Raw genomic sequence first — 19,422 nt, forward strand, 5'->3', positions numbered from 1 at the left:
TCACACTCCCAGCAACTCTTGCTGCAATGATTTATCCTTTTGCAGATTTTCGCGATCTGTTTCGAGCCGTATAGCGCCTCTTTCCATCACATAGGCTCGCTCCGCAATAGAAAGGCAAAAATCCAGGTCCTGCTCTGCGACAAGCATTGAAAGGCCTCTTTCCTTATTTATGCGAAGAAGGGTTCCGGCAATTTCGTCAATAATAGACGGCTGTACACCCTCCGTAGGTTCATCTAGCAATAAGACACATGGATCCGTCGCAAGGGCTCTGGCCAGCGCCAGCACTTGTTGCTGTCCACCAGACAATCCGCCAGCCAGATCCGCTGCTTTTGGTTTGAGGAGAGGGAATTCCTCCAGGGCTTCTTCAACAGCTTCGGACGGGTCTTTGCCGTTCGTGGCGGCGGCAACGGCAATATTCTCGGAGACAGACATGCGCGGAAACACAAAACGTCCCTGCGGCACATATCCCAATCCGGCCCGAGCCCGCCCGAAAGTGGTGCTGGGTGCGGGACGTCCAGCGATTTCCACCTTACCTTTTTTTGCTGGAATAATGCCCGTCATGTATTTCATCAATGTTGACTTGCCCACACCATTGCGGCCCAGAAGAGCGACAATCTCGCCTTCCTTAACATTGAGACTTACATCATGAATAATGACAGTTTTCCCGTAACCACCAGTCGCGTCAGATACTCTGAACATGCTTCCGTCTCCCCAGGTAAATATCCAAAACACGATCATCGGCCCGTAATTCTCCGATATCACCCTTTGCAAAAAAGGCTCCTTGGTGAAGAACGGTTACCATGCCTTCCAGCGTCCGCACGAACTCCATATCATGCTCAACCACCAGGACCGTGGTCTTCTTGGCGAGAATCCTTACCAGTCGGGAAAGCTCTCGTGTTTCTTCGTTCGTCATACCTGCCGCTGGTTCGTCGAACAAAATTGTTCGTGGAGTGAGACACAGCACCATGCCAATATCCAACCATTGTTGTTGTCCATGGGACAGGGCAGAAGCTTCAACATCTCCCTGCTCATGCATGCCCAGCATTGTCAGTATCTGATCGGCAATCCGGTTGGCTTTTTCCTTGTCGCGCGTCATCGAATATGCGGCGGTCCATAAGTTTTCGAAAATCGAAAGTTCGCCAAATACCTGTGGTTTCTGGTTTTTGACCCCAAGTCCCTTTGATACACATTCGAAAATAGGAGAATGCGACACGACTTCTCCCCCAAGCAGGACTTTACCGGAATCGGGCGGATACATCCCAACACAGACTTTAAGAAATGAACTTTTGCCAGCACCGTTTGGCCCAATGACGGAGTGCGGAAGACCCGGCTCAAACTTCAGGGAAACCTCGTTCACCGGAACAACGCCGCCAAATGCCTTCACGGCATTTCTCGTCTCTAGAGTTTTTGGCGGACCGGCGGCAATTTCAGCATCCGTCAGGATATTTTCCACTACCGCAGAATCAATCGTCACGGGCTGAATGGAATTCACGACCTTATTGCGATCAGGAAGAAAGCGGAGCCACAAATTATCTAATGCGCCCAATATTCCGTTCTTTAAGAAGACCACCAGGACAATCAGGACTAAACCAAGTATGAGGGTCGTCTGACCGCCAATGGTTCCCCCGCCCAGCCAGAACGAAAGCCCGCCAATCAACACAGCGCCAATAAATGCCCCTGACAATGTCCCCGCCCCGCCGACGAGCACATATATAGGCACCATCAATGCCTCCTGTACGGAGAAAATCGACGGGTTCAAGTAATTTGACCACGCAGCAAACAAGGCGCCGGCGAGACCTGCGATAGCGCCAGCAACCATGAAATTCTGCAGTTGATACTTGCGTATATCATAGCCAAGTAATTCGGTTTTCTCGCCGTCAATCCTAATACAGTCTACAATTCTCCCAAACGGGCCACTCATAAGCTTGCGGGTTGCGAAATATATAACCGCTGAAATAAGAACCACCGTCGCGAACATGGCATTTGGTTCAAGTTGTTGTGCATCCTTCCCAAAGCCCAAAATCATGCCGGGGATATTGGCCATGCCATTATCTCCGCCTATTTTGGCGTCACCAATTGTGATTTTGAACGACTGGGATAGCGTCCAAAGAAGAATGGTAAAAGTGTAGGTAAGAATTGTCGTTTGAAGGGGTCCGGTACGGGCATAGAAAATAAAGTAGCCAATGACAGCTGCCGTCAATGCGCCGCAAATTGCACCCGTTGGCAACGCCCAAATCAGGCTGTTCCCCGTGAGATGTGAGAAGTTGATAGCGACAACCGAGCCAAAGTACCCGCCCAGCCCATAAAACGCGGTTTGCCCCAAGCTGAGCACGCCACCGCGCCCCCATACCAGATCCAGGCTCATACCTAGAAGGCCAAAAATCACCCACAATGACGCGACATATGCCAAATAAGGATCGAGCAGGCCAGAGGCGGAAAGTGCCACGATAACGACAACAAGCGGAGCTGTATAGCCAATAGATCCATAGATCTTTTCAGCGAGAGTTATGTTATTTTTCATTTCTTCCCCCTTACAACTTCATGCGCCACTTGGCGGAAATTCCCAGAGGATAAAGCCGCAGTAAAACAACTGTCAGAATGAAGAAAAAAAGGTCGCCAGCAACAGATGTCATGAAGCTGGCGACAACACTGGCGCCGGTACCAACGCCAATAGCTGCGAGCGCGCTGCCCGCAAGTGTGACTGGGCCGGCAATCACGACGGTCAAAAACGCCTTGATAACAAAAGCAAAGCCCATGGACGGGGTTGCCGGAACAATAGGGAGGAGGATTGCTCCGGCAAACCCGGCCAGTCCGCACCCAATGGCGAACGTCAGCGTATTTGTGCGGGCTGAATCTATACCAATAGCCCGCGCCATATCAGGCACCTGAATGGCTGCTCGCGCCTTCATGCCATAGACACTACGCGTCAAGAGCAAATAAATGCCCGCAAGCATGATGACAGCGACGAGAATCATGAAAATTGGATAAGTTGCCAGAGTATAATCTCCAACATTGAAATTCATTTGCGGCATGCCAATGCCAGGAGATACTGAGCCGAAGATCAATACTGCGCCCTGGTACAAGGCCAGGCTTAATCCCCATGTGGCCAGCATTGTGTCGAACAATCGCCCGTAAAGGCGACGTATAATGATTATCTCGACCAAGGCGCCAAAGGCCATTGTCAAAATTACGGCGATCGGAATGGCCGCGATAAAGGGAATTCCGAGTTGCGTCGCCGTTAGGGCAGAATAAGCGCCCAGCATAATAAATTCCCCGTGCGCCAAATTAATTACGCCCATTAGACCGAACACAACTGCCAATCCGAGAGTCGCGATCAGTAGTATTGAAGCACTCGAAAGCGACGAAATCAGAACTGTTGCAAAATAATCCATTTTCTTTTTTTCCAAAATTGGGAGTGCCGTCTGTTGATGAAGGCACTCCCTTCCTTAATGTCAGCTCTCAGGTGTAAAATGCTCTGCTATGCCAGGATTCTTGATAAGATCACATTTTTCAGCTTCGAAAGCCGCCGGTACATCGTTAAATGTCACCAGAATATCAAAACCGTGATCGGCGTTGCCTTCGGCAATATAGATGTTCTGGTTCAAATGATGCGATTTAGGATCGAGAGATACCGTCCCATTAGGAGCCTTAAAGCTGAGTCCACTTTCAAGTGCCTCTATTACTGCAGCGCTGTCGGAGGTTTCCGCCTTATTCACCGCGAGTGCCCATAAATGCACTGCATTCCAGACGTCAACGGCGCCAGATACGATGGGAATTTCCGTGCCGTACTTAGCCTGCCACTTCTTGACAAACTCCGCGTTTTCGTCATTCGCCACTTCCATAAAGTAACCAGCGCTGGCGATAATGCCCTTTCCTGCCTCCGGAGAGACAACAACCTGCTGGTTGCCAGAGCCATAGTTGGTGGAAACAATACCGATGCGATCCTTCAGGCCAGCTGCCGCGAACTGCTCAAGGAAACCAGTCTGGTTGGCACCCACCGGCAATGCTACAACGAAGTCAGGCTTGGAAGCCTGAATTTTTTGCAAGGTAGGCGCATAGTCTGAAACCGTTAGCGGCAGAAAATCTTCACCAACAACCTCACCGCCATTTTGTTCGGCATATTCGTGAACCCAATGGGCGGAAATGGTTCCGAAGTTGTAATCGGGAGCCATAATATAAATCTTTGGACCGTAAGTGCTGACGCCCCACTCGATCAGTTTGGACATCTGCTGTGACGCCGAAGAGCCGGTCACGAATGTTTCTTTATCGCATGCCCCGCCCTCATAAAGAGAAGAATAAAAATAGGGAATTTTCGCCTTACGAACGATAGGCCGGATGGCCTCGCGTGAGGAACTGGTCAGGCCCGCAAAAAGCGCGGTGATGTCATCCCGGAGAATAGCCGTGTTCGCAAACTGGGTATATTTGCTCAGCTCTGACTGGGCATCATAAGTGATGACTTCGATGGGCTCGCCCAGCACGCCGCCTTTGGCATTGATATCTTCCACCGCCAATTGCAAAGCGTTGTTTTGCTGTACACCGTAAATATTTAAGCCGCCGGTCAGATCAAAAATTGCACCAATCTTTGTGTCAGCAACTGCGGTCCCCATACATAGACCTGCCGTAAGCGCGAGGGAACATACACCTGTTAGAATTCGTCTCATTTATCACGTCCTCCTGTTAGAATCGGACGCGACTGAACACAACACAAAAAAAGCGACAAGCATCATCCCACTGTATGGTGTTCAGCTACGTCGCTCGAATTTTCTGCGCATCTTTGCGCACAGAAATACTAACAAATGCTTTTCTTATGTCAAGTCATTAACGTTTGAATGAATTTTTTCCTGAAAAAATCCTTTACCTTTTGCCGAACTCAAAAAAACTTCCCGCCGGTTTAAAGTTCCGGCGGGAAGCAAAGTTTGTCAAACAAGTGTTAAATTACATACGCTTGGTAACGAAGACTATTTTATGGTTTCTCGGATGAATCATCAGTACCGTCTCCTTGTAACTCAGGATTTACGTTTTGAGTTCTGCCATCGCTTTGTGATTTCTGATCCTCATCTTCAGAATCATTCGCTGCATCATCATCGTTCTCATTTGGATTATTATTTATTACAGAATGCGTGCTGACCAGTTGTAAGGCCGTTGTATTAGGTTGAGCGGTTGGACTTGTTGGTGTTGGCGCGATGAACGTATTTATTCCATGCTGCGGTATCACCGTATTTATATTGCCACTGGAGTGCTTCACAATCTGGCGTAGGTACAGGGCTCCTTGTGTGCCAATCCAGAAAAGATAAATTATGCCCTCCACGACAACCATGGTTAATGCATTCCAGCCTATGCCCGGCCCTTTCAATGCAAGACCCCTTGCATTGCCATTCTCATACCCTACTCACCTCAATCGCGTACGAGAACTTCTTTTACCTTCGTCGCGATTTCTTTCAGCGAAAAGGGCTTTGGCAGGAAGTCGATTTTACTGACATCAAAATCAAGGTCCTTGCGGAACGCATCTTCGGCGTATCCGGAAATAAAGACTACTTTCAGATCCGGTTTCTCGCCGAGGATCTTCTTGACCAGTGTCGGACCGTCCATGATTGGCATGACGACGTCAGTAATGAGAAGATCAATTTCACCATCATGATCATGGGCAACTTCCAACGCCATTTCACCGCAATCCGCCTGAAGGACGGTGTATCCCTTGTTCTCAAGGGCTCTGGCCGCAAAAAGCCGGACAGGATCCTCGTCTTCCACCAGGAGGATGGTTCCCTTCCCTGTCAAATCACGATGAGCGGGTTGCTGCAACGCTTCACCGTTTTCTTTAGATTTGGCTGCTTCCATATGGCGCGGCAGATAGATACTGAATGTTGTTCCCTTACCATCCTCATTATTCTCGGCAAAGATGAAGCCGCCTGTTTGTTTGATGATGCCGTAAACGGTACTAAGGCCAAGGCCCGTGCCCTCGCCGACTTTCTTGGTAGTGAAGAAGGGGTCGAATATCTTGCCGATCACTTCTTTCGAAATGCCGGTTCCCGTATCCGAGACCCGCACCAGACTATAATCACCAGGCGGAATAAGTTCATTGAATTCCTTTTGTTTTGGCCGGACCGTCACATTTTCCGTCTCGAATGTAAGCAGGCCGTCGCCAGACATGGCGTCGCGCGCATTCACCGCGAGATTAATAACAACCTGTTCAAACTGTCCGCGGTCAACCTTGACCAGCCAGAGGTCACGGGCGTGATTTATTTTTAGCTCGATGGCCTCCCCGATCAGTCGTCGGAGCAGGTTTGACAGTTCTGCAAGTACGTCTGTCAGGTCAGTCACTTCCGGCCGCAAGGTTTGCTGGCGCGAGAAAGCCAACAGCTGACGCACCAGACCAGCGGCGCGGTTGGCGTTCTGCTTGATCTGGTTGATATCGGAATAAGAAGCATCACCGACTTGATGGCGAAGCAATAACAGATCGCAAAACCCGATCATCGCTGTCAGGAGATTATTGAAATCATGCGCAATCCCGCCAGCAAGCTGGCCAACGGCCTGCATCTTCTGACTTTGCGCAAACTGTACTTCCAGGCTTCGTTGCGCCGACGTATCGATTACATGGACAAGCAGGCGCCCGGAATCAGGGTCTTCACCGGCAATAGCGCTAATGTAGAAGCTTGCTGCCCGCTCTGTCGTGCCAAGTAGTTTGACTTCAACTGAAGGGGCTGCCAATTCACTGGCGCTTGCCTCGATCAGTTTTTGGCGCAAGAGATCATGGTCACTGTCCTGCACGAGTGTCGTCACATGACTACCGATTGCCTTGTTGATCACCGTTCCGGTCAGCGCACGAAAGGCCGGGTTTGCTTCCTTGACGATGCCGTCACTATCAAGTAGCAGGATACCAATCGGCGCTGCCTCAAAGAAACGCCGGAAATGTAGCTCCGCATTCGCAACACGTTCACGCCATTCCTGCTCCTGCAGCAACTCCCGTACCACGGAGCGGGATCCCAGAACCGTGCCTTCGTCATCTCGAACAATTGTCTGGGTGACATGGACAGGGAGCAAAGTGCCGTCCCGGCGGCGCAAGGTCAGTTCCCCTTCATAAAGCGGGCCGGTTGCGGAGAAAATCTCCATCAGGTCCAACTGGTTTTCATTGGTTTTGACGACAAGATCCGTAAAGGAAATCAGGCTGTCTGTTAATTCTTCCTGCTGATAGCCAAGCCAGTCGGCAAATATCCGGTTGGCAAACTGGAGCTTTCCGTCGCCATCCAGCGAATAGAAGCCGACAGGCGCATTGTTGAAATATTCCGACAATTTCTGACGCGCGATCCGCTCGTCTTCTTCTAGCCGGTGCTGCCGCGTGGTTTCCGTTATGTACCAGATGATATTATCCGGCATAACATCCATGGTATGGGCAAGAATAGAAAGCCACCGCCCGGTTTTCGTCTCAATATCGATCCGCCCGCCGGTGGTCCCCGCATAAACCGCCGTTTTCAGGAGCTTGTCTATTTTCTCGCTTGCCTCACTATCCGCCGCAAAATATTCACCCAATGTTTGTGGCTGTTCCTTCTGCGAAAGCTCCAATAGCGTACAATAGGCATCATTTGCGTAAACAAATCGCCCATCTTTCGTTGTCAGCAACCGCCCTTCAGGGCTCGTGGAAATGATATCAGATAGCAGGTCGAGATTTCCGCTCGCAGCCTGTCGCAGGCCATGAAAGATCAGGTACCAAAGGCCAATTCCCATTGCGGCAACAACCATAGCACTGAGGATGATAATATTGACAAGACCCAATTCCTGTCCCAACAGCGCAGAGATTACAATCAGGGCCGCCAAAAGAAAAAAGGCCGCGGCAAGCTGACGGGCATCCATGCCCAGGGAAAATTTCGGGTTGCGCCGCCGTCTGCTAATTAGTTTCTGCATCAACCCGCCTAGTTCTTCAGCTTGTTCTTGTTCAGCCGCATAACATAACCAATGATTTCAGCGACGGCCTTGAAATGCTCATAGGGAATTTCGTCATCAAGATCACAAGCCTTGTGCAGAGCACGGGCAAGCGGCGGATTCTCGACGATGGGAATATCATTCTCGTTCGCGATTTCACGGATTTTTGCGGCGATATTATCCATACCCTTGGCAACAACGACCGGCGCCCGCTCGTCTTCCGCTTTATATTGCAGCGCGACGGCAAAATGGGTCGGGTTGGTGATGATCACGTCGGCTTCCGGTACTGACTGCATCATTCGCTGTCGCGAACGCTCCGCACGGAGGGCCCGAAGCCGGGCGCGGATCATCGGGTCACCTTCCGTCTGTTTATACTCGTCCTTGATCTCCTGCTTCGTCATCCGCAGTTCTTTCATGTGGTTGTAGCGCTGATACATGAAATCGAGTCCGGCAATGACACTCATTACCGCAACAACACCGGCGAGCAACAACAGCGCCTGATCCTGCATAAGGTTCAAGACCTGCAGCACATCATAGGAGACAACGACGGGCAGTTGATCCATCGACGGCAAAACAAAAAGGATGGCGATGGAGCCGACAAGAGTGATTTTGAAAATTCCCTTGAGGAACTCCACAATCGATTTGAGGGAAAACAGCCGCTTGGCGCCCTTCAGCAGTGAGAGTTTCTCAAGCTTTGGCTTAATCCGCTCAGCCGAAAAAACGGGCCGATGCTGTATGAGATTACCGAGCAGCCCGGCAATCATCAATGTCCCGAGCGCCGGGGCCACGACCCAGATGATTTCCCAGCCCAGATCGCCAAATACCTGACCCAGATGAAAGCGGTCCGTCGCAATTGTGTGCGGCTGTTCGATAAACTTGAGGAGGTCGTATGTCAGGCCATTGCCAAGCCCGGCAATAAAAATCATGACAACCAGCGTGATTCCGATCGTCATAAACCAATGGCCAACCTCCTGGGATTTGGGCACCTGCCCCTTCTTGAAGGCATCTTCCAGCTTTTTCGCGGTCGGCTCTTCGGTTTTTTGGGCATCATCTGAATCGTCAGCCATCCGCCCTACTCCCCGAGAAAACGCATCAGCGCTTCCTCGTAATAATTAATAAACCACATCATACTGGCACCGATTGTAATCGCCAGAATTGCAAAAGAAAGGATAATCTGCAAAGGCATGGCGACAAAAAAGATCTGCACCTGCGGCATCAGCCGGTTAATAAGGCCGATCCCGATATAGAACGTAATACCAAACACCAGAAATGGCGCGGACATCTGGAATCCAAGTTTAAATGATAATTGAACAAAATCCGTTATCAGTATGCTTATATTACCAAAATCAGGCACCTGCCCGACGGGAAAAAGGCGGTAAGTCGCAAAAGTCCCCTCGATAAAAATATGATGCATATCGGTAACGAAAATCATCGTCAGCCCCATCAGGGTCAGGAATGTGCTGGTAATGGCGCCCTGCGTCATCTGGGCGGGATCGAAAAACTGGGCGGCGGCAAGTCCGGATTGCTGCGCAATGATCGTTCCGGCGACATGCAAACTGCTAAGCAGCAATCGCAACACACCGCCCATGACCAGACCAATCACGATCTCACCCAGCATGAGGAGGAGCAGCTCAATCGGTGTCGCCGGTTCCACCGGAATCTGATCGGCCGCGAAAGGCAAGACCAGCAAACTTACCGCCAGGGCAATGCCAAGACGCACGCGGGGCGGGATAAATGCCTCCCCAAAACCCGGAACAACCATGAAGGCCGCGCCAAGGCGGATGAAAACCAGAAGAAAGGCGAAAATATTAACGCTGAGAAACTCATCCAGCATCTAGCGGCCACCGGTGGTCATGTGCCCGCGATACGCTGGGCTATCTGTTCCATCAGCCCGATCATCGACGAAATCATAAAGGGCATGAAAATGATTAAAGACAGAAAGATCGCCAGAATCTTGGGCACGAAGACAAGCGTCATTTCCTGTACCTGCGTCAATGCCTGAATAAGGGCAATCACCAGTCCAACGCCTAATGCGACAAGCATTACCGGTGCGGCAACGGCCAAAAGGACCCAAATCGCTTCGCGTACTACGTCGACGACATCGGTTGGGCTCATATCGCGTCAATCCTTTTGCTGTAAATTAACCTTACAGCCTAGATTGGCATTTTTATGATGTCTTGATAAGCCTGAATTACACGATCACGTACCGCGACCACGGTTTCAAGAGTTGCCTCGGCATTACTGACGGCCGTGACGATGTCCGCAAGGCCAGCGTTTCCAGTGACAGCCTCAAGGCTAATCTGCTCGGAGGCAATACCTGCATCAACTGCTTCGGTGCCCGCTTCCGCCAGCATGTCGGCAAAGCTCGGCCCGCCAACCGCCGCTGCGTCAGAAGACGCGGCATCAGGCTTGGCGCCCAAGGCATTGTTTATCGCTTTTGAATAGGCCTGCGTTGCCGCAATTGCGCTCGTATCAGCCATTTTCTACTCTCCGCTCGTCCCTATTCATTACTGCTGCAAAATTGACAGCGTTCGCATGATCATCTTTTTCGATGCCTCAATCACACCGAGATTGGCCTGATAAGACCTTTGGGTTTCCTTCATGTCCATCATCTCAACCAGGGAATTGACATTGGGCATCTTGACATACCCGTCGGCATTCGCTGCCGGATGGCTTGGATTGAATTTCAGGTCAAAATCTGTCCGGTCCTCGGAAATACGCCCGACCTTGACTTTCGTCACATTCGTTTCACGATCCAGAACATTGCGAAAGGAAATGATTTTCCGGCGATAGGGATCCTCATCGGCCGTCTTGCCCATACTGTCCTTGTTCGCCAGGTTCTCCGAAATAACCCGCATACGCTGCCCCTGGGCATCCATGCCTGAGGCCGAGATTGTCATCGTTTTTAGAAGATCCATGTTATCGGTATCCTTTCTCGATCCGGTTAACGGCGACCAAGGGCTGTTTTCAACATCCCCAGATTTTTCTTGTAGAGCGACGTTGTCAGCTCATACTGGATTTGCGTTTCCGCAACTTTCATCATCTCTTGTTCAAGCAGGACCGCGTTTCCGGTCGGTGTCGTTTGGCTTGAATCGCGGTTGATTACTGTCTCGTATGACGCGATTTCATCAACAAAAATATGTCTCATATTCGTCCGGTTGATCTGCACGCCATCTTCTTCCTTCGGCCCTTCGATCATCTCGCGAAATTCCAGCGGCTTGAGATCCCGCGCCCGATAGTTCGGCGTATCTGAATTGGCGATATTCTGCGCCAGCACACTCTGCCGGGCAGTAAGCCATTTCATTTTCTCCGTCAGGGCGGCGAAGATTGGAATTTTATCCAAATTCATATCTAAATCGCTTCTGTTCGCGGTTTTTCCTGACCCTAAACTAGAAGATAAATGTTAACAGACTGTAAATTATTGCCCTATCCGCCGCTTAAGCCCAAAAAAAACGCCCCCGAAACCAGGAGCGTTTTTATCAATTCATCGAATTGGAAGGTTTCAGGCAGCTTCCCATGCCTCGGGTTCGTAATTCATAATACGATCCGCAAACTTTTCGACCAGCGTATCATCGGCAAATTTGCTGCTCACCAACATGTCATCGACATGGAAGTCATTCTCGATCAGCTTAACCCCTTTTTCCGTCAATGCATCATTCACTTCGTCAAAGGCGATGACGGCTCGATCCGCCAGCAAGTCAGCTTCAGCCAGAATTTTCGGGGCTCCCTCCAAAAGGGCAACCGGTTTGTTGTCTTCCATGAAGCCGCGCATGAACCGCGCGGTTTGCGGATCGGAGATCAGGCGATTGACGTGGCGCGTACCGCCTGGAATAACAACGGCGTCAAAGTGATGGGACATGGATGTAGCCAGATGCGCATTTGCCGGGAAGAAGTGTCCCCAGCCGTTCCCATGCCAGCTATTCACGACGCCCTTCTCCGGTGAAACGATCTTTACCTCTGCTCCGGTCAGGACCAGGCTTTTATGCAGGCTCGTCATATGGGATTCTTCAAATCCGTTGGCGACAAGAATAGCAACGGACTTACCTTTTAACGCATTTTCCAAATCACTCATATACAAATCACTCCTCTAGTCTCTAGGCCTCCACCGCGCGCATTTAACTTATTGAACGACGGGAGCATTCAATGTTGCAGGGCCAGTCCTGTTTCAGGACGACCGTTCGTGTCTCTAAGACATTTGTTCAGTTTCTGTTGTGCAAATCGGAGCAATTGCCCCTGTCAGTAATGCTGCACAGTACCGTCGACAATATAAATTGGCTGAGTTGCCATTGTCCGGCGAACCGGAACATAATCCTTCCCTTTCAGAGTTGCAAGAGGGAAGTGACATCAACTGCTCTAATATTAGGAAAGAAGTAAAGAAATATTAATTGTCATCCGTTACCGTCCCTCAAACTGGCCACATCCGGCCGGAGAAACACATGACCCAGAACGAAAATGATCCTCACAACAGCACGGATGGCACCATTGCCGTCGCGCTTAGCTATGCGGAAAATCCGGACGCCCTCGCCCGGGTGACCGCGAGCGGAAAAGGTGAAGTCGCCGAACAAATCTTGCAATTGGCGTTCGCTCGTGGTGTAAAGGTGCGCACCGATTCCGATCTGGCACAAATACTATCGGAAATCGAGGTAGATTGCCCTATCCCGCTTGAGGCATTCGCCGCGGTTTCGGAGATTTTGTCATATCTATACCGGTGTCAGGATTAACAACCAGTACAACAATAGCGCTATCGATGGAAAACATGTCGACAATAAATTCGGAAATTTCGGATCTGTTGAATGATATTTCGGTCTATCTGGAACAGACCCGAAATGGCATCATGGTTGATATGGCATCATTGCCTGAAAAAATCGTCCGCGTTCAGGGCCGTGTCCAGAGCGCCCCAAGAGACGACCGGATTGAACTCACCAAATTCATGAACCAGGTAATGCAATCGCTGAACGCCCTTTCTAACGAAATCCAGCAGCGGCATGATACGCTGGGCCGTGATATTCACGCCATGGAAAGCGGCATGCATAAAGAATAGTTTTCAAATTCGCAAAGGCCCGCTACTGTGTGTCCAAGACGCGTAATTTAACCGGACGAAGACAAAAATGGCAGGCATATGGAACCCGTACAATACCTGAAATATATTGTCGGCCTGCTTGTTGTCCTTGGCCTCATTGCGCTCATTACGCTGCTCGCACGGCGATTTGGCATGGTTCCGAGGGTAACCCGCGATCCTTCCAGCCCGAAACGGCTTTCCGTTACTGATGTGATTGCAATCGATGCAAAGCGACGCCTTGTTCTGGTCAAGCGCGACGATCGGGAGCATCTTTTGCTCCTCGGACCAGAGCGAGATCTGGTGGTCGAGCAGAATATCCCAATAAAAAATACTGCCGCACAGAGCGGGATGAGTTCTCATGAGTAAATTATCCGGATTTCGCGGCTTGCGCTTTTTGGCAGAAAACAAGGGGTCCCTGCTCGGTCTGGCATTTGCGATTGCGATTCTGGCCCTCCCGCTGGAAGTGTTGGCGCAGTCCGTATCCCTTGATTTCGGGGAGGACGCCGGACCGCTAACCGGGCGGATCGTTCAGCTGGTCGTCCTGATGACGGTTCTCAGCCTTGCCCCGGCAATCCTGATTGTCACAACATCCTTTACGCGGCTTATTGTCGTACTCTCCTTGCTTCGAAGCGCGCTGGGGGTTCAGTCGACACCTCCGAACGTGGTTATTATCTCCCTCGCCCTGTTCCTGACGGCCTTTATCATGGCCCCAACCTTTGAAAGTGCCTATGAGAACGGGATTGTCCCGCTGATTGACGAGCAGATTGACGAGGCGGAAGCCTTTGATCGAACGGTCGCTCCCTTCCGGACCTTCATGCTTCAGCACGCCCGCGAAAAAGATGTATTGTTGTTCATGGACCTGAGTGCAACACCAGAGACAGAAGGCCCAGAGGCAATTCCCCTCAAAGTACTTGTCCCCGCCTTCATGATCAGTGAACTCAAGCGCGCCTTTGAAATCGGCTTCCTGCTATTCGTGCCGTTTATTGTGATCGATATGGTCGTCGCGTCCATCCTGATGTCCATGGGTATGATGATGTTGCCTCCAGTGATGATTTCGCTCCCCTTCAAGCTGATCTTCTTCGTGCTGGTCGATGGCTGGAACCTTGTGGCGAAAAGCCTGGTTGAGAGTTTTGTCAATGGGGCGGGCTAGCGGTCGAAAACCCGTTCGCAAATTATCTCCGCTTAAAAAGGCGGGACTTTTCATTGTCTTATTGGCCGCTCTTGCAGCATATCTCGCGCTATCCCCGCAATTTTCCGACCAGCCCCCTGATACGGCAACAACAACTGCAGCCTCCCTTGATATCCCTCATATCTTTGAGGGAGAGATCAATCGCCGGGGCAAGCCCGTAGGATTTCATGTTGCCCCGCGGAGCGGCCGCGACGGCCATTCGCGCATAAAAGAGAGACTCTCGGGGCCGAACCGCGCCGGCGTGTATACGGCCACAGTCGAAATTTATGATCCTGCGGAAAAGCGGTGGAAAGAGAAATTCTCCAGCTTTTTTCCGAATAAGCTTACGAAAGAGGAAATTATCGACAGCATCCTTCTCGCCATCTCGACGAATGAACTTCCCGACGGGGCAAGATGGCGCGGGCGGTCAGGTCATGACTTTCTGATCGAGGGCTACCGTTCCCCAAACGGAAACATAAATACAGCCTATCCACTCTATGTCGCCGATTGAGAGGGGTTGCATGCTGGAAATATTGATGGCGCGCGACGAAAAAACCGGTTTGATTACAGCGGAAATATCTCCGGAAAACAAGATATTGGAGGAATTTCTTGAAACAGAAATTCAAGGAGATATTGCCCTTATCGACTATTTGTTCGATAGAACGGCAAACGCGCTTGGGGGTGGATTTGAGATCACCGGTAATGCTTTTTCCCTGACGCTAACACCGGACAGATATCTAATCGAGCCGCTTTTTGAAGATGGCGGACGGCAGCAGGAGGGAAAGCGCGAAGATCTTTTCTATCTTCTGGACCGCTGGCGGGCCTTTGTAATCAGGAACACCCCATTCTCTTAACGATTTGTTAACGAATACGCTCTTATAAAGTGTTTATATGAATTATTATATTCGTATAAAGTTTATTTAAAATTGTATTGATTGGAGACAATCATGACCACCATACTCGGTTCCACTATCAGCGGGATGACGGCAGCGACAAAACGGGTAGAGGTATCGGCACAGAATATCGTCAATGCCAATACCGTCGGTACCCCTGGCGCCAAAGGCGAAAATGAATCCTATAAAGCGGTTGAGCCGGTCCAGACCACGGATGAGGCAGGTGCGCCAACCGTAAGGGTTCGCGAGCGCGACCCGGCGACAGTTAGTGGATTCGCCCCAAATAACCCCCTTGCCAATGACGAAGGCCTCATTGAAAGCCCGAATGTGGATCTTGCGAGCGAGATTATTAATCAGAACCTCGCTCTGCATAGCTACAAGGCGAATGTAAAAATGTTCGAAGTCTGGAACGAACTTCAAAAAGTCACGCTGGACATCAAAAGCTGACGGCCATTTAGCCCGAAACCGCTAACGTCTTTATATCCAGCAAAGGCGTGAACAACCCGGCCACGCTGCAGGCCCCGGCAAGTTCCGGCAGGACTACATGAGCCAGGCTCGCCTTGGGCCGCTCCGGTAACCGGTAGGAAACCGGTTTACCGGCCACAATTTCCACATCTATATGACGGGGATCCAGCGCCAATCCCTCCCCTGTGACCTTCATCCGCGCTTCCTTCGCCGTCCACAACCAGAAGAACAGCTCCCGTCTGTTGTTACCATCAAAAGACGCAAGATGGGCCTGCTCGGACGGCGTATAATAATGACGGCTGAGATCATCCACTTCCACTTTGCGATCGAACATCTCGACGTCGATGCCGATTTCCCCGCTCCGGGTCACCACGAAAACACCGGTGTCTGCGGAATGGGACATGTTGAAGTAAATTTTTTCTGTGGAGATAAAGGGCTTGCCGCGATGTCCCGTCTCTATCGGAATGCGGTCTGCGGGCGCGTCAAGATAGGTCGCAAGGATATGCCGCATCTGTCCATGCGCCCGCACATAGCGATGCCGGTGAAGATCAAAACGGAAACGTCCCGCACGTGCCTTTTCGGCATCACTCAACGCCATCCAGCAGCGGTTCAGGTCGAGGTCGCCCTCTTCGCCAATATCCGCGTAATAGACATGTGTATTTTCCCGATCAAATTCCATCTGGATCGCCTTGAAAACCTTTTAGCGCGTCCGCCAGGCCTGCGTTCGCTTCAGTATGCCTTTTGATACTATCAGATGAAGGATACGCGCGGCAGCATTGGTGTAGAAAATCATCATCCCCATGGCGGCCGCAGGCGCAATATCACCAGCATCATCCATATTCAACACAGCAACGGACGCCAGCGCGGTATCCGTGGAATAGAGGAAAACCACGGCCGAAACCGTCGTCATGGCATTCACAAACAGATAAATCGCAATATCCAGAATGGCCGGCATGCAGACCGGCACCGTCACCCGTGCAAAAAGCCTGTAGAACGGTTGTTTCAAAGACGCAGCAACGGATTCGAACTCTCCATCCATCTGCTTGAGCGCCGTCACTGCCGTCAGATGCGACACTGTATAGAAATGGGTAATCGTCACGATCACCAGAATGGCCATCGTGCCATAAATGGCGCTGAGCGGATTGTCCGGATTATTGAAAAAGAAGATATAGGCAAGGCCCAGAACCATGCCGGGGATCGCCATGGGCAACATGGCCAGAAACTGGAACAGGCTCCGCCCGGTGCGGAAGCCCCGCGTCTTGTCCACCATGTAGGCGCCGGTGAAGACAACAATCGTCCCGAAAAACGCAGTCAATATGCCGAGCTTGATAGAATTACGATACGCGTCCCATCCGCCGCCATCCATGAGGTCGAAGCTATAATTTTTCAGGCTCAAGGAAAGATCATAGGGCCAGAACTTGATCAGCGCCGCAAACTGGCAAACTCCCAGAATGCCCAGGATAAAGATAGCCATCAGAGTACAGAAAGCAAAGCATATCCAGTCAAACCGTCGGCTGGGCTTTGGCTCATACACTACAGAACGCGCCGAAAGCAAAGCGACCTGCTTTTTCTGTACCTGCCGATCGACAGCGAATGCAAGAAAGGCCGGCATCAGCAGGACGACCGAAACCACCGCGCCCATCTCGAAATTCTGCTGCCCGATCACCTGCTTGTAAATGTCAACGGCCAGCATATTGTATTGCCCGCCAATAACCTTGGGCAGGCCAAAATCGGTTATCACCAGATTGAACACAACAAAGGCGGCCGATATCAGGCCGTAGCGCGCACCGGGTATTGTCACGGTCCAGAAGGTCTTCCAGGCACTGGCCCTGAGGGACACCGCCGCCTCATATAGCCGCGCGTCGGAAATGGCGAGAGCCGTTGTGATGATGATCATGGCATGAGGAAAGGTGAAGAACACCGAACCCAGGACGATACCATAAGGGCCGTAAATGGATTCCCCCATCATCAACTCTTTCAGCATGCCCTGATTGCCAAACAGGTAAACCAGCGCAATTCCCGGAAGCAGCGACGGCACCAGAATAGGCGCCATGGCAATCAGGCGGAACACCCCCTTGAAACGCATGCAGCTTCGACTGAGCGCATAGGCGAAGGCGAAGGCGAGGCTTACCGTCACGATCGTGCTGACGACTGAAATAAAGACAGAGTTACCGATAGACTGAAACAGGGACGGTGTCGAAAAATAGGTCGTAAAGTTACTCAAGCCGACGGACTTGACCGGCCTCAACACCACTTTACGGAACGTATTGGAATCGACTTCATTCCAGTCCGTTCCGACTTTACGCTCCGACCCGATCAGATAAACAGCCTCCGGTGTCGTCCCGCGGACTTTATACAGGACCGGGCTTCGGAAGCTGAAATCGGGAAACAGCGGTACCAGGCTCAACCGACCGTCACTGCTCGTTGCCATGTCGTCTTCAGGAATGGCGTCGAGTTCCTCATTCAGCGCTGCGGCAGAGAGGATTTCACCACCGAAGTTCCCCTGCTCGTCACTGACCTGCAATTCAATTTGTGTCAGGTCGAACTGAAAGGTCGAGAAGGCCTTCGAGAGCATTGCATAAAGCGGGAAGGCCAGAGTCAGCACCAAGTAAAGCGCAATCACGAGAATAAAGGAGCGCATCAACCAGTCGTCACGCCCGAGTTTGGCGGTAAGCGGCCGTCCCTTAGGTAAACGATCCGACGTTGTCACTGACATCAATGAACATCCTGTTTGGCAGCGAATATCTTGAGCCGGTTTCCGGGAATTTCGACGGCGATATCCATATCTTCGGCAATATCCAGCCGCCTGATGGCGTTAATGGAAAAGTCCGCGAAAATTTCGGCATCGCCCAACGTGTCGCTTGACAGACGGGTCCGCCAAAACGAGCCGAGAAACTCCATCTCCTTTATCCGGCAGGCAATAGCATTTTCAGTCTCAGCAATCTTGTCGTGAAAGTAGGCGCCATGGGGAACGATATCCTCCGGACGGACCGCCGCAATAACATCTGTGCCCGCCGGAAAATCATGATCGCCGCAAGTAAACACTTTTGATCCGATTTTGACAGCCGATCTTCCATCCGCGGTCTTTTCGGCTGCCGTTGCTGCAATCTGGTTCATCTCCCCGATAAAATCGGCAACGAACAAGGTTGCCGGCTCCCGGTAAATTTCCGTCGGTGTACCGATCTGCTCGATCACGCCATGGTTCATGACGACGATCCGGTCCGCCATGGACAGGGCTTCCTCCTGATCGTGGGTGACCATCACTGTGGTGATCCCGAGCTTGCGTTGAAGTTCCTTCACTTCATGGCGCAGATGGACCCGAACCTTGGCATCAAGGGCGGACAATGGCTCGTCCAGCAAGAGCAGCCCCGGGGACATGGCGATGGCCCTGGCAAGTGCAATACGTTGTTGCTGACCACCGGAAAGCTGGGCCGGGTATTTCTTCCCCTGTTCAGGCAATCCAACAAGTTCCAGAAGTTCCTTTACTCGCGCCGAAATCACCGACTTGGACAGGCCCGCATTCTCCAGGCCAAAGGAAATATTTTTCTCAATTGTCAGATTAGGAAAGAGGGCGTAGGACTGGAAAACAATGCCAAAATCCCGTTCAGCCGGCGGCAGGTTGGAGATGTCCTTCCCCGCCTGTTCGATACCGCCGGAGGTTTGCAAATCAAGGCCGGCAATAGCCCGAAGCAAGGTCGTTTTTCCGCAGCCCGAGGGTCCGAGAAAACAGACAAATTCCCCATCAGAGATAGTGAGCGAGATATTTTTCAGTGCAATGAAATCGCCAAAGGCCTTCCACAAATTATCTATCCGAAGATAGGATTCCTGCTGGTCACCGTCAGCGCTTTTCACACGCGAAGTCTCCGCACCCATTATACCCCCTTATGATAATCCGGCGTCTGTTCGATCATTATAAAAAGAAG

The 19,422-nt window shown here is 51.2% G+C and carries 23 protein-coding genes; 7 read left to right on the top strand and 16 right to left on the bottom strand.

The genetic code is table 11. The features are described from left to right. The 13 genes from AACZ19_RS13935 to AACZ19_RS13995 all read right to left on the bottom strand — a co-directional run bounded on the left by AACZ19_RS13935 (nucleotide 1) and on the right by AACZ19_RS13995 (nucleotide 11,986). Nucleotides 1-699 (bottom strand): ABC transporter ATP-binding protein, encoded by a 699-nt coding sequence (locus tag AACZ19_RS13935; RefSeq protein WP_339634985.1) that lies wholly within the window; start codon nucleotides 697-699, stop codon nucleotides 1-3. Then, nucleotides 683-2,521 carry an ATP-binding cassette domain-containing protein gene (locus AACZ19_RS13940; protein ID WP_339634987.1) on the bottom strand — a complete coding sequence of 613 codons (1,839 nt, stop codon included), beginning with the start codon at nucleotides 2,519-2,521 and terminating at the stop codon, nucleotides 683-685. The genes AACZ19_RS13935 and AACZ19_RS13940 overlap by 17 nt, the downstream gene beginning before the upstream one ends. A gap of 10 nt (nucleotides 2,522-2,531) precedes the next feature. Further along, complete coding sequence (locus AACZ19_RS13945; protein ID WP_339634989.1) at nucleotides 2,532-3,407, bottom strand: hypothetical protein; 876 nt, start codon at nucleotides 3,405-3,407, stop codon at nucleotides 2,532-2,534. Between the two features lie 45 nt (nucleotides 3,408-3,452). Continuing rightward, complete coding sequence (locus tag AACZ19_RS13950) at nucleotides 3,453-4,607, bottom strand: ABC transporter substrate-binding protein (RefSeq protein ID WP_339634991.1); 1,155 nt, start codon at nucleotides 4,605-4,607, stop codon at nucleotides 3,453-3,455. Nucleotides 4,608-4,963: 356 nt separating this feature from the next. Continuing rightward, nucleotides 4,964-5,353 (bottom strand): hypothetical protein, encoded by a 390-nt coding sequence (locus AACZ19_RS13955; protein WP_339634993.1) that lies wholly within the window; start codon nucleotides 5,351-5,353, stop codon nucleotides 4,964-4,966. Between the two features lie 41 nt (nucleotides 5,354-5,394). Further along, nucleotides 5,395-7,896: a PAS domain S-box protein gene (locus AACZ19_RS13960; RefSeq protein ID WP_339634995.1), complete on the bottom strand. Its 2,502-nt coding sequence runs from the start codon at nucleotides 7,894-7,896 to the stop codon at nucleotides 5,395-5,397. A gap of 8 nt (nucleotides 7,897-7,904) precedes the next feature. Further along, nucleotides 7,905-8,981 (bottom strand): flagellar biosynthesis protein FlhB, encoded by a 1,077-nt coding sequence (gene flhB, locus AACZ19_RS13965; RefSeq protein ID WP_339634997.1) that lies wholly within the window; start codon nucleotides 8,979-8,981, stop codon nucleotides 7,905-7,907. A 5-nt stretch (nucleotides 8,982-8,986) separates the two neighbouring features. Beyond that, nucleotides 8,987-9,748 (bottom strand): flagellar biosynthetic protein FliR, encoded by a 762-nt coding sequence (gene fliR / locus AACZ19_RS13970; RefSeq protein ID WP_339634999.1) that lies wholly within the window; start codon nucleotides 9,746-9,748, stop codon nucleotides 8,987-8,989. Nucleotides 9,749-9,765: 17 nt separating this feature from the next. After that, nucleotides 9,766-10,029: a flagellar biosynthesis protein FliQ gene (gene fliQ / locus AACZ19_RS13975; protein ID WP_339635001.1), complete on the bottom strand. Its 264-nt coding sequence runs from the start codon at nucleotides 10,027-10,029 to the stop codon at nucleotides 9,766-9,768. A 38-nt stretch (nucleotides 10,030-10,067) separates the two neighbouring features. Further along, nucleotides 10,068-10,394: a flagellar hook-basal body complex protein FliE gene (locus tag AACZ19_RS13980; protein ID WP_339635003.1), complete on the bottom strand. Its 327-nt coding sequence runs from the start codon at nucleotides 10,392-10,394 to the stop codon at nucleotides 10,068-10,070. Nucleotides 10,395-10,421: 27 nt separating this feature from the next. Then, nucleotides 10,422-10,832, bottom strand: coding sequence for a flagellar basal body rod protein FlgC (gene flgC, locus AACZ19_RS13985; RefSeq protein ID WP_339635004.1), 411 nt, complete (start codon nucleotides 10,830-10,832; stop codon nucleotides 10,422-10,424). A 26-nt stretch (nucleotides 10,833-10,858) separates the two neighbouring features. Beyond that, the gene (gene flgB / locus AACZ19_RS13990; protein WP_339635005.1) at nucleotides 10,859-11,263 is read right to left on the bottom strand and encodes a flagellar basal body rod protein FlgB; all 405 of its coding nucleotides are present in this window, start codon (nucleotides 11,261-11,263) and stop codon (nucleotides 10,859-10,861) included. A gap of 153 nt (nucleotides 11,264-11,416) precedes the next feature. Beyond that, nucleotides 11,417-11,986 carry a DJ-1/PfpI family protein gene (locus AACZ19_RS13995; protein ID WP_339635007.1) on the bottom strand — a complete coding sequence of 190 codons (570 nt, stop codon included), beginning with the start codon at nucleotides 11,984-11,986 and terminating at the stop codon, nucleotides 11,417-11,419. Nucleotides 11,987-12,350: 364 nt separating this feature from the next. On the opposite strand from AACZ19_RS13995, the gene AACZ19_RS14000 reads away from it, so the two are divergent. From AACZ19_RS14000 to AACZ19_RS14030, 7 genes are all read left to right on the top strand, one after another. Beyond that, complete coding sequence (locus AACZ19_RS14000; protein ID WP_339635009.1) at nucleotides 12,351-12,635, top strand: EscU/YscU/HrcU family type III secretion system export apparatus switch protein; 285 nt, start codon at nucleotides 12,351-12,353, stop codon at nucleotides 12,633-12,635. A gap of 35 nt (nucleotides 12,636-12,670) precedes the next feature. Beyond that, the gene (locus AACZ19_RS14005) at nucleotides 12,671-12,955 is read left to right on the top strand and encodes a hypothetical protein (RefSeq protein ID WP_339635011.1); all 285 of its coding nucleotides are present in this window, start codon (nucleotides 12,671-12,673) and stop codon (nucleotides 12,953-12,955) included. Nucleotides 12,956-13,033: 78 nt separating this feature from the next. Continuing rightward, nucleotides 13,034-13,339 carry a flagellar biosynthetic protein FliO gene (locus AACZ19_RS14010; RefSeq protein WP_339635013.1) on the top strand — a complete coding sequence of 102 codons (306 nt, stop codon included), beginning with the start codon at nucleotides 13,034-13,036 and terminating at the stop codon, nucleotides 13,337-13,339. Beyond that, nucleotides 13,332-14,123, top strand: a complete 792-nt coding sequence (fliP, locus tag AACZ19_RS14015; protein ID WP_339635014.1) for a flagellar type III secretion system pore protein FliP — start codon at nucleotides 13,332-13,334, stop codon at nucleotides 14,121-14,123. The genes AACZ19_RS14010 and fliP overlap by 8 nt, the downstream gene beginning before the upstream one ends. Beyond that, the gene (locus AACZ19_RS14020) at nucleotides 14,110-14,652 is read left to right on the top strand and encodes an EndoU domain-containing protein (protein WP_339635016.1); all 543 of its coding nucleotides are present in this window, start codon (nucleotides 14,110-14,112) and stop codon (nucleotides 14,650-14,652) included. The genes fliP and AACZ19_RS14020 overlap by 14 nt, the downstream gene beginning before the upstream one ends. Before the next feature lie 10 nt (nucleotides 14,653-14,662). Beyond that, nucleotides 14,663-14,995, top strand: coding sequence for a hypothetical protein (locus AACZ19_RS14025; RefSeq protein WP_339635018.1), 333 nt, complete (start codon nucleotides 14,663-14,665; stop codon nucleotides 14,993-14,995). 93 nt (nucleotides 14,996-15,088) lie between these two features. Continuing rightward, on the top strand, nucleotides 15,089-15,481 hold the full coding sequence (locus tag AACZ19_RS14030) for a flagellar basal body rod C-terminal domain-containing protein (RefSeq protein WP_339635020.1): 393 nt from the start codon (nucleotides 15,089-15,091) through the stop codon (nucleotides 15,479-15,481). Between the two features lie 7 nt (nucleotides 15,482-15,488). Here AACZ19_RS14030 and AACZ19_RS14035 read toward each other — a convergent pair whose 3' ends face one another. From AACZ19_RS14035 to AACZ19_RS14045, 3 genes are read right to left on the bottom strand one after another with little or no spacing between them, the layout of a single operon-like run. Next, on the bottom strand, nucleotides 15,489-16,178 hold the full coding sequence (locus AACZ19_RS14035; protein WP_339635022.1) for a 4'-phosphopantetheinyl transferase superfamily protein: 690 nt from the start codon (nucleotides 16,176-16,178) through the stop codon (nucleotides 15,489-15,491). A gap of 21 nt (nucleotides 16,179-16,199) precedes the next feature. After that, nucleotides 16,200-18,215, bottom strand: coding sequence for a putative 2-aminoethylphosphonate ABC transporter permease subunit (locus AACZ19_RS14040; protein ID WP_339635024.1), 2,016 nt, complete (start codon nucleotides 18,213-18,215; stop codon nucleotides 16,200-16,202). Continuing rightward, nucleotides 18,215-19,372 carry a putative 2-aminoethylphosphonate ABC transporter ATP-binding protein gene (locus AACZ19_RS14045; protein WP_339635026.1) on the bottom strand — a complete coding sequence of 386 codons (1,158 nt, stop codon included), beginning with the start codon at nucleotides 19,370-19,372 and terminating at the stop codon, nucleotides 18,215-18,217. The genes AACZ19_RS14040 and AACZ19_RS14045 overlap by 1 nt, the downstream gene beginning before the upstream one ends. Nucleotides 19,373-19,422 lie beyond the last annotated feature (50 nt).

The sequence above is a fragment of the uncultured Sneathiella sp. genome (assembly GCF_963973085.1).
Lineage (GTDB): Bacteria > Pseudomonadota > Alphaproteobacteria > Sneathiellales > Sneathiellaceae > Sneathiella.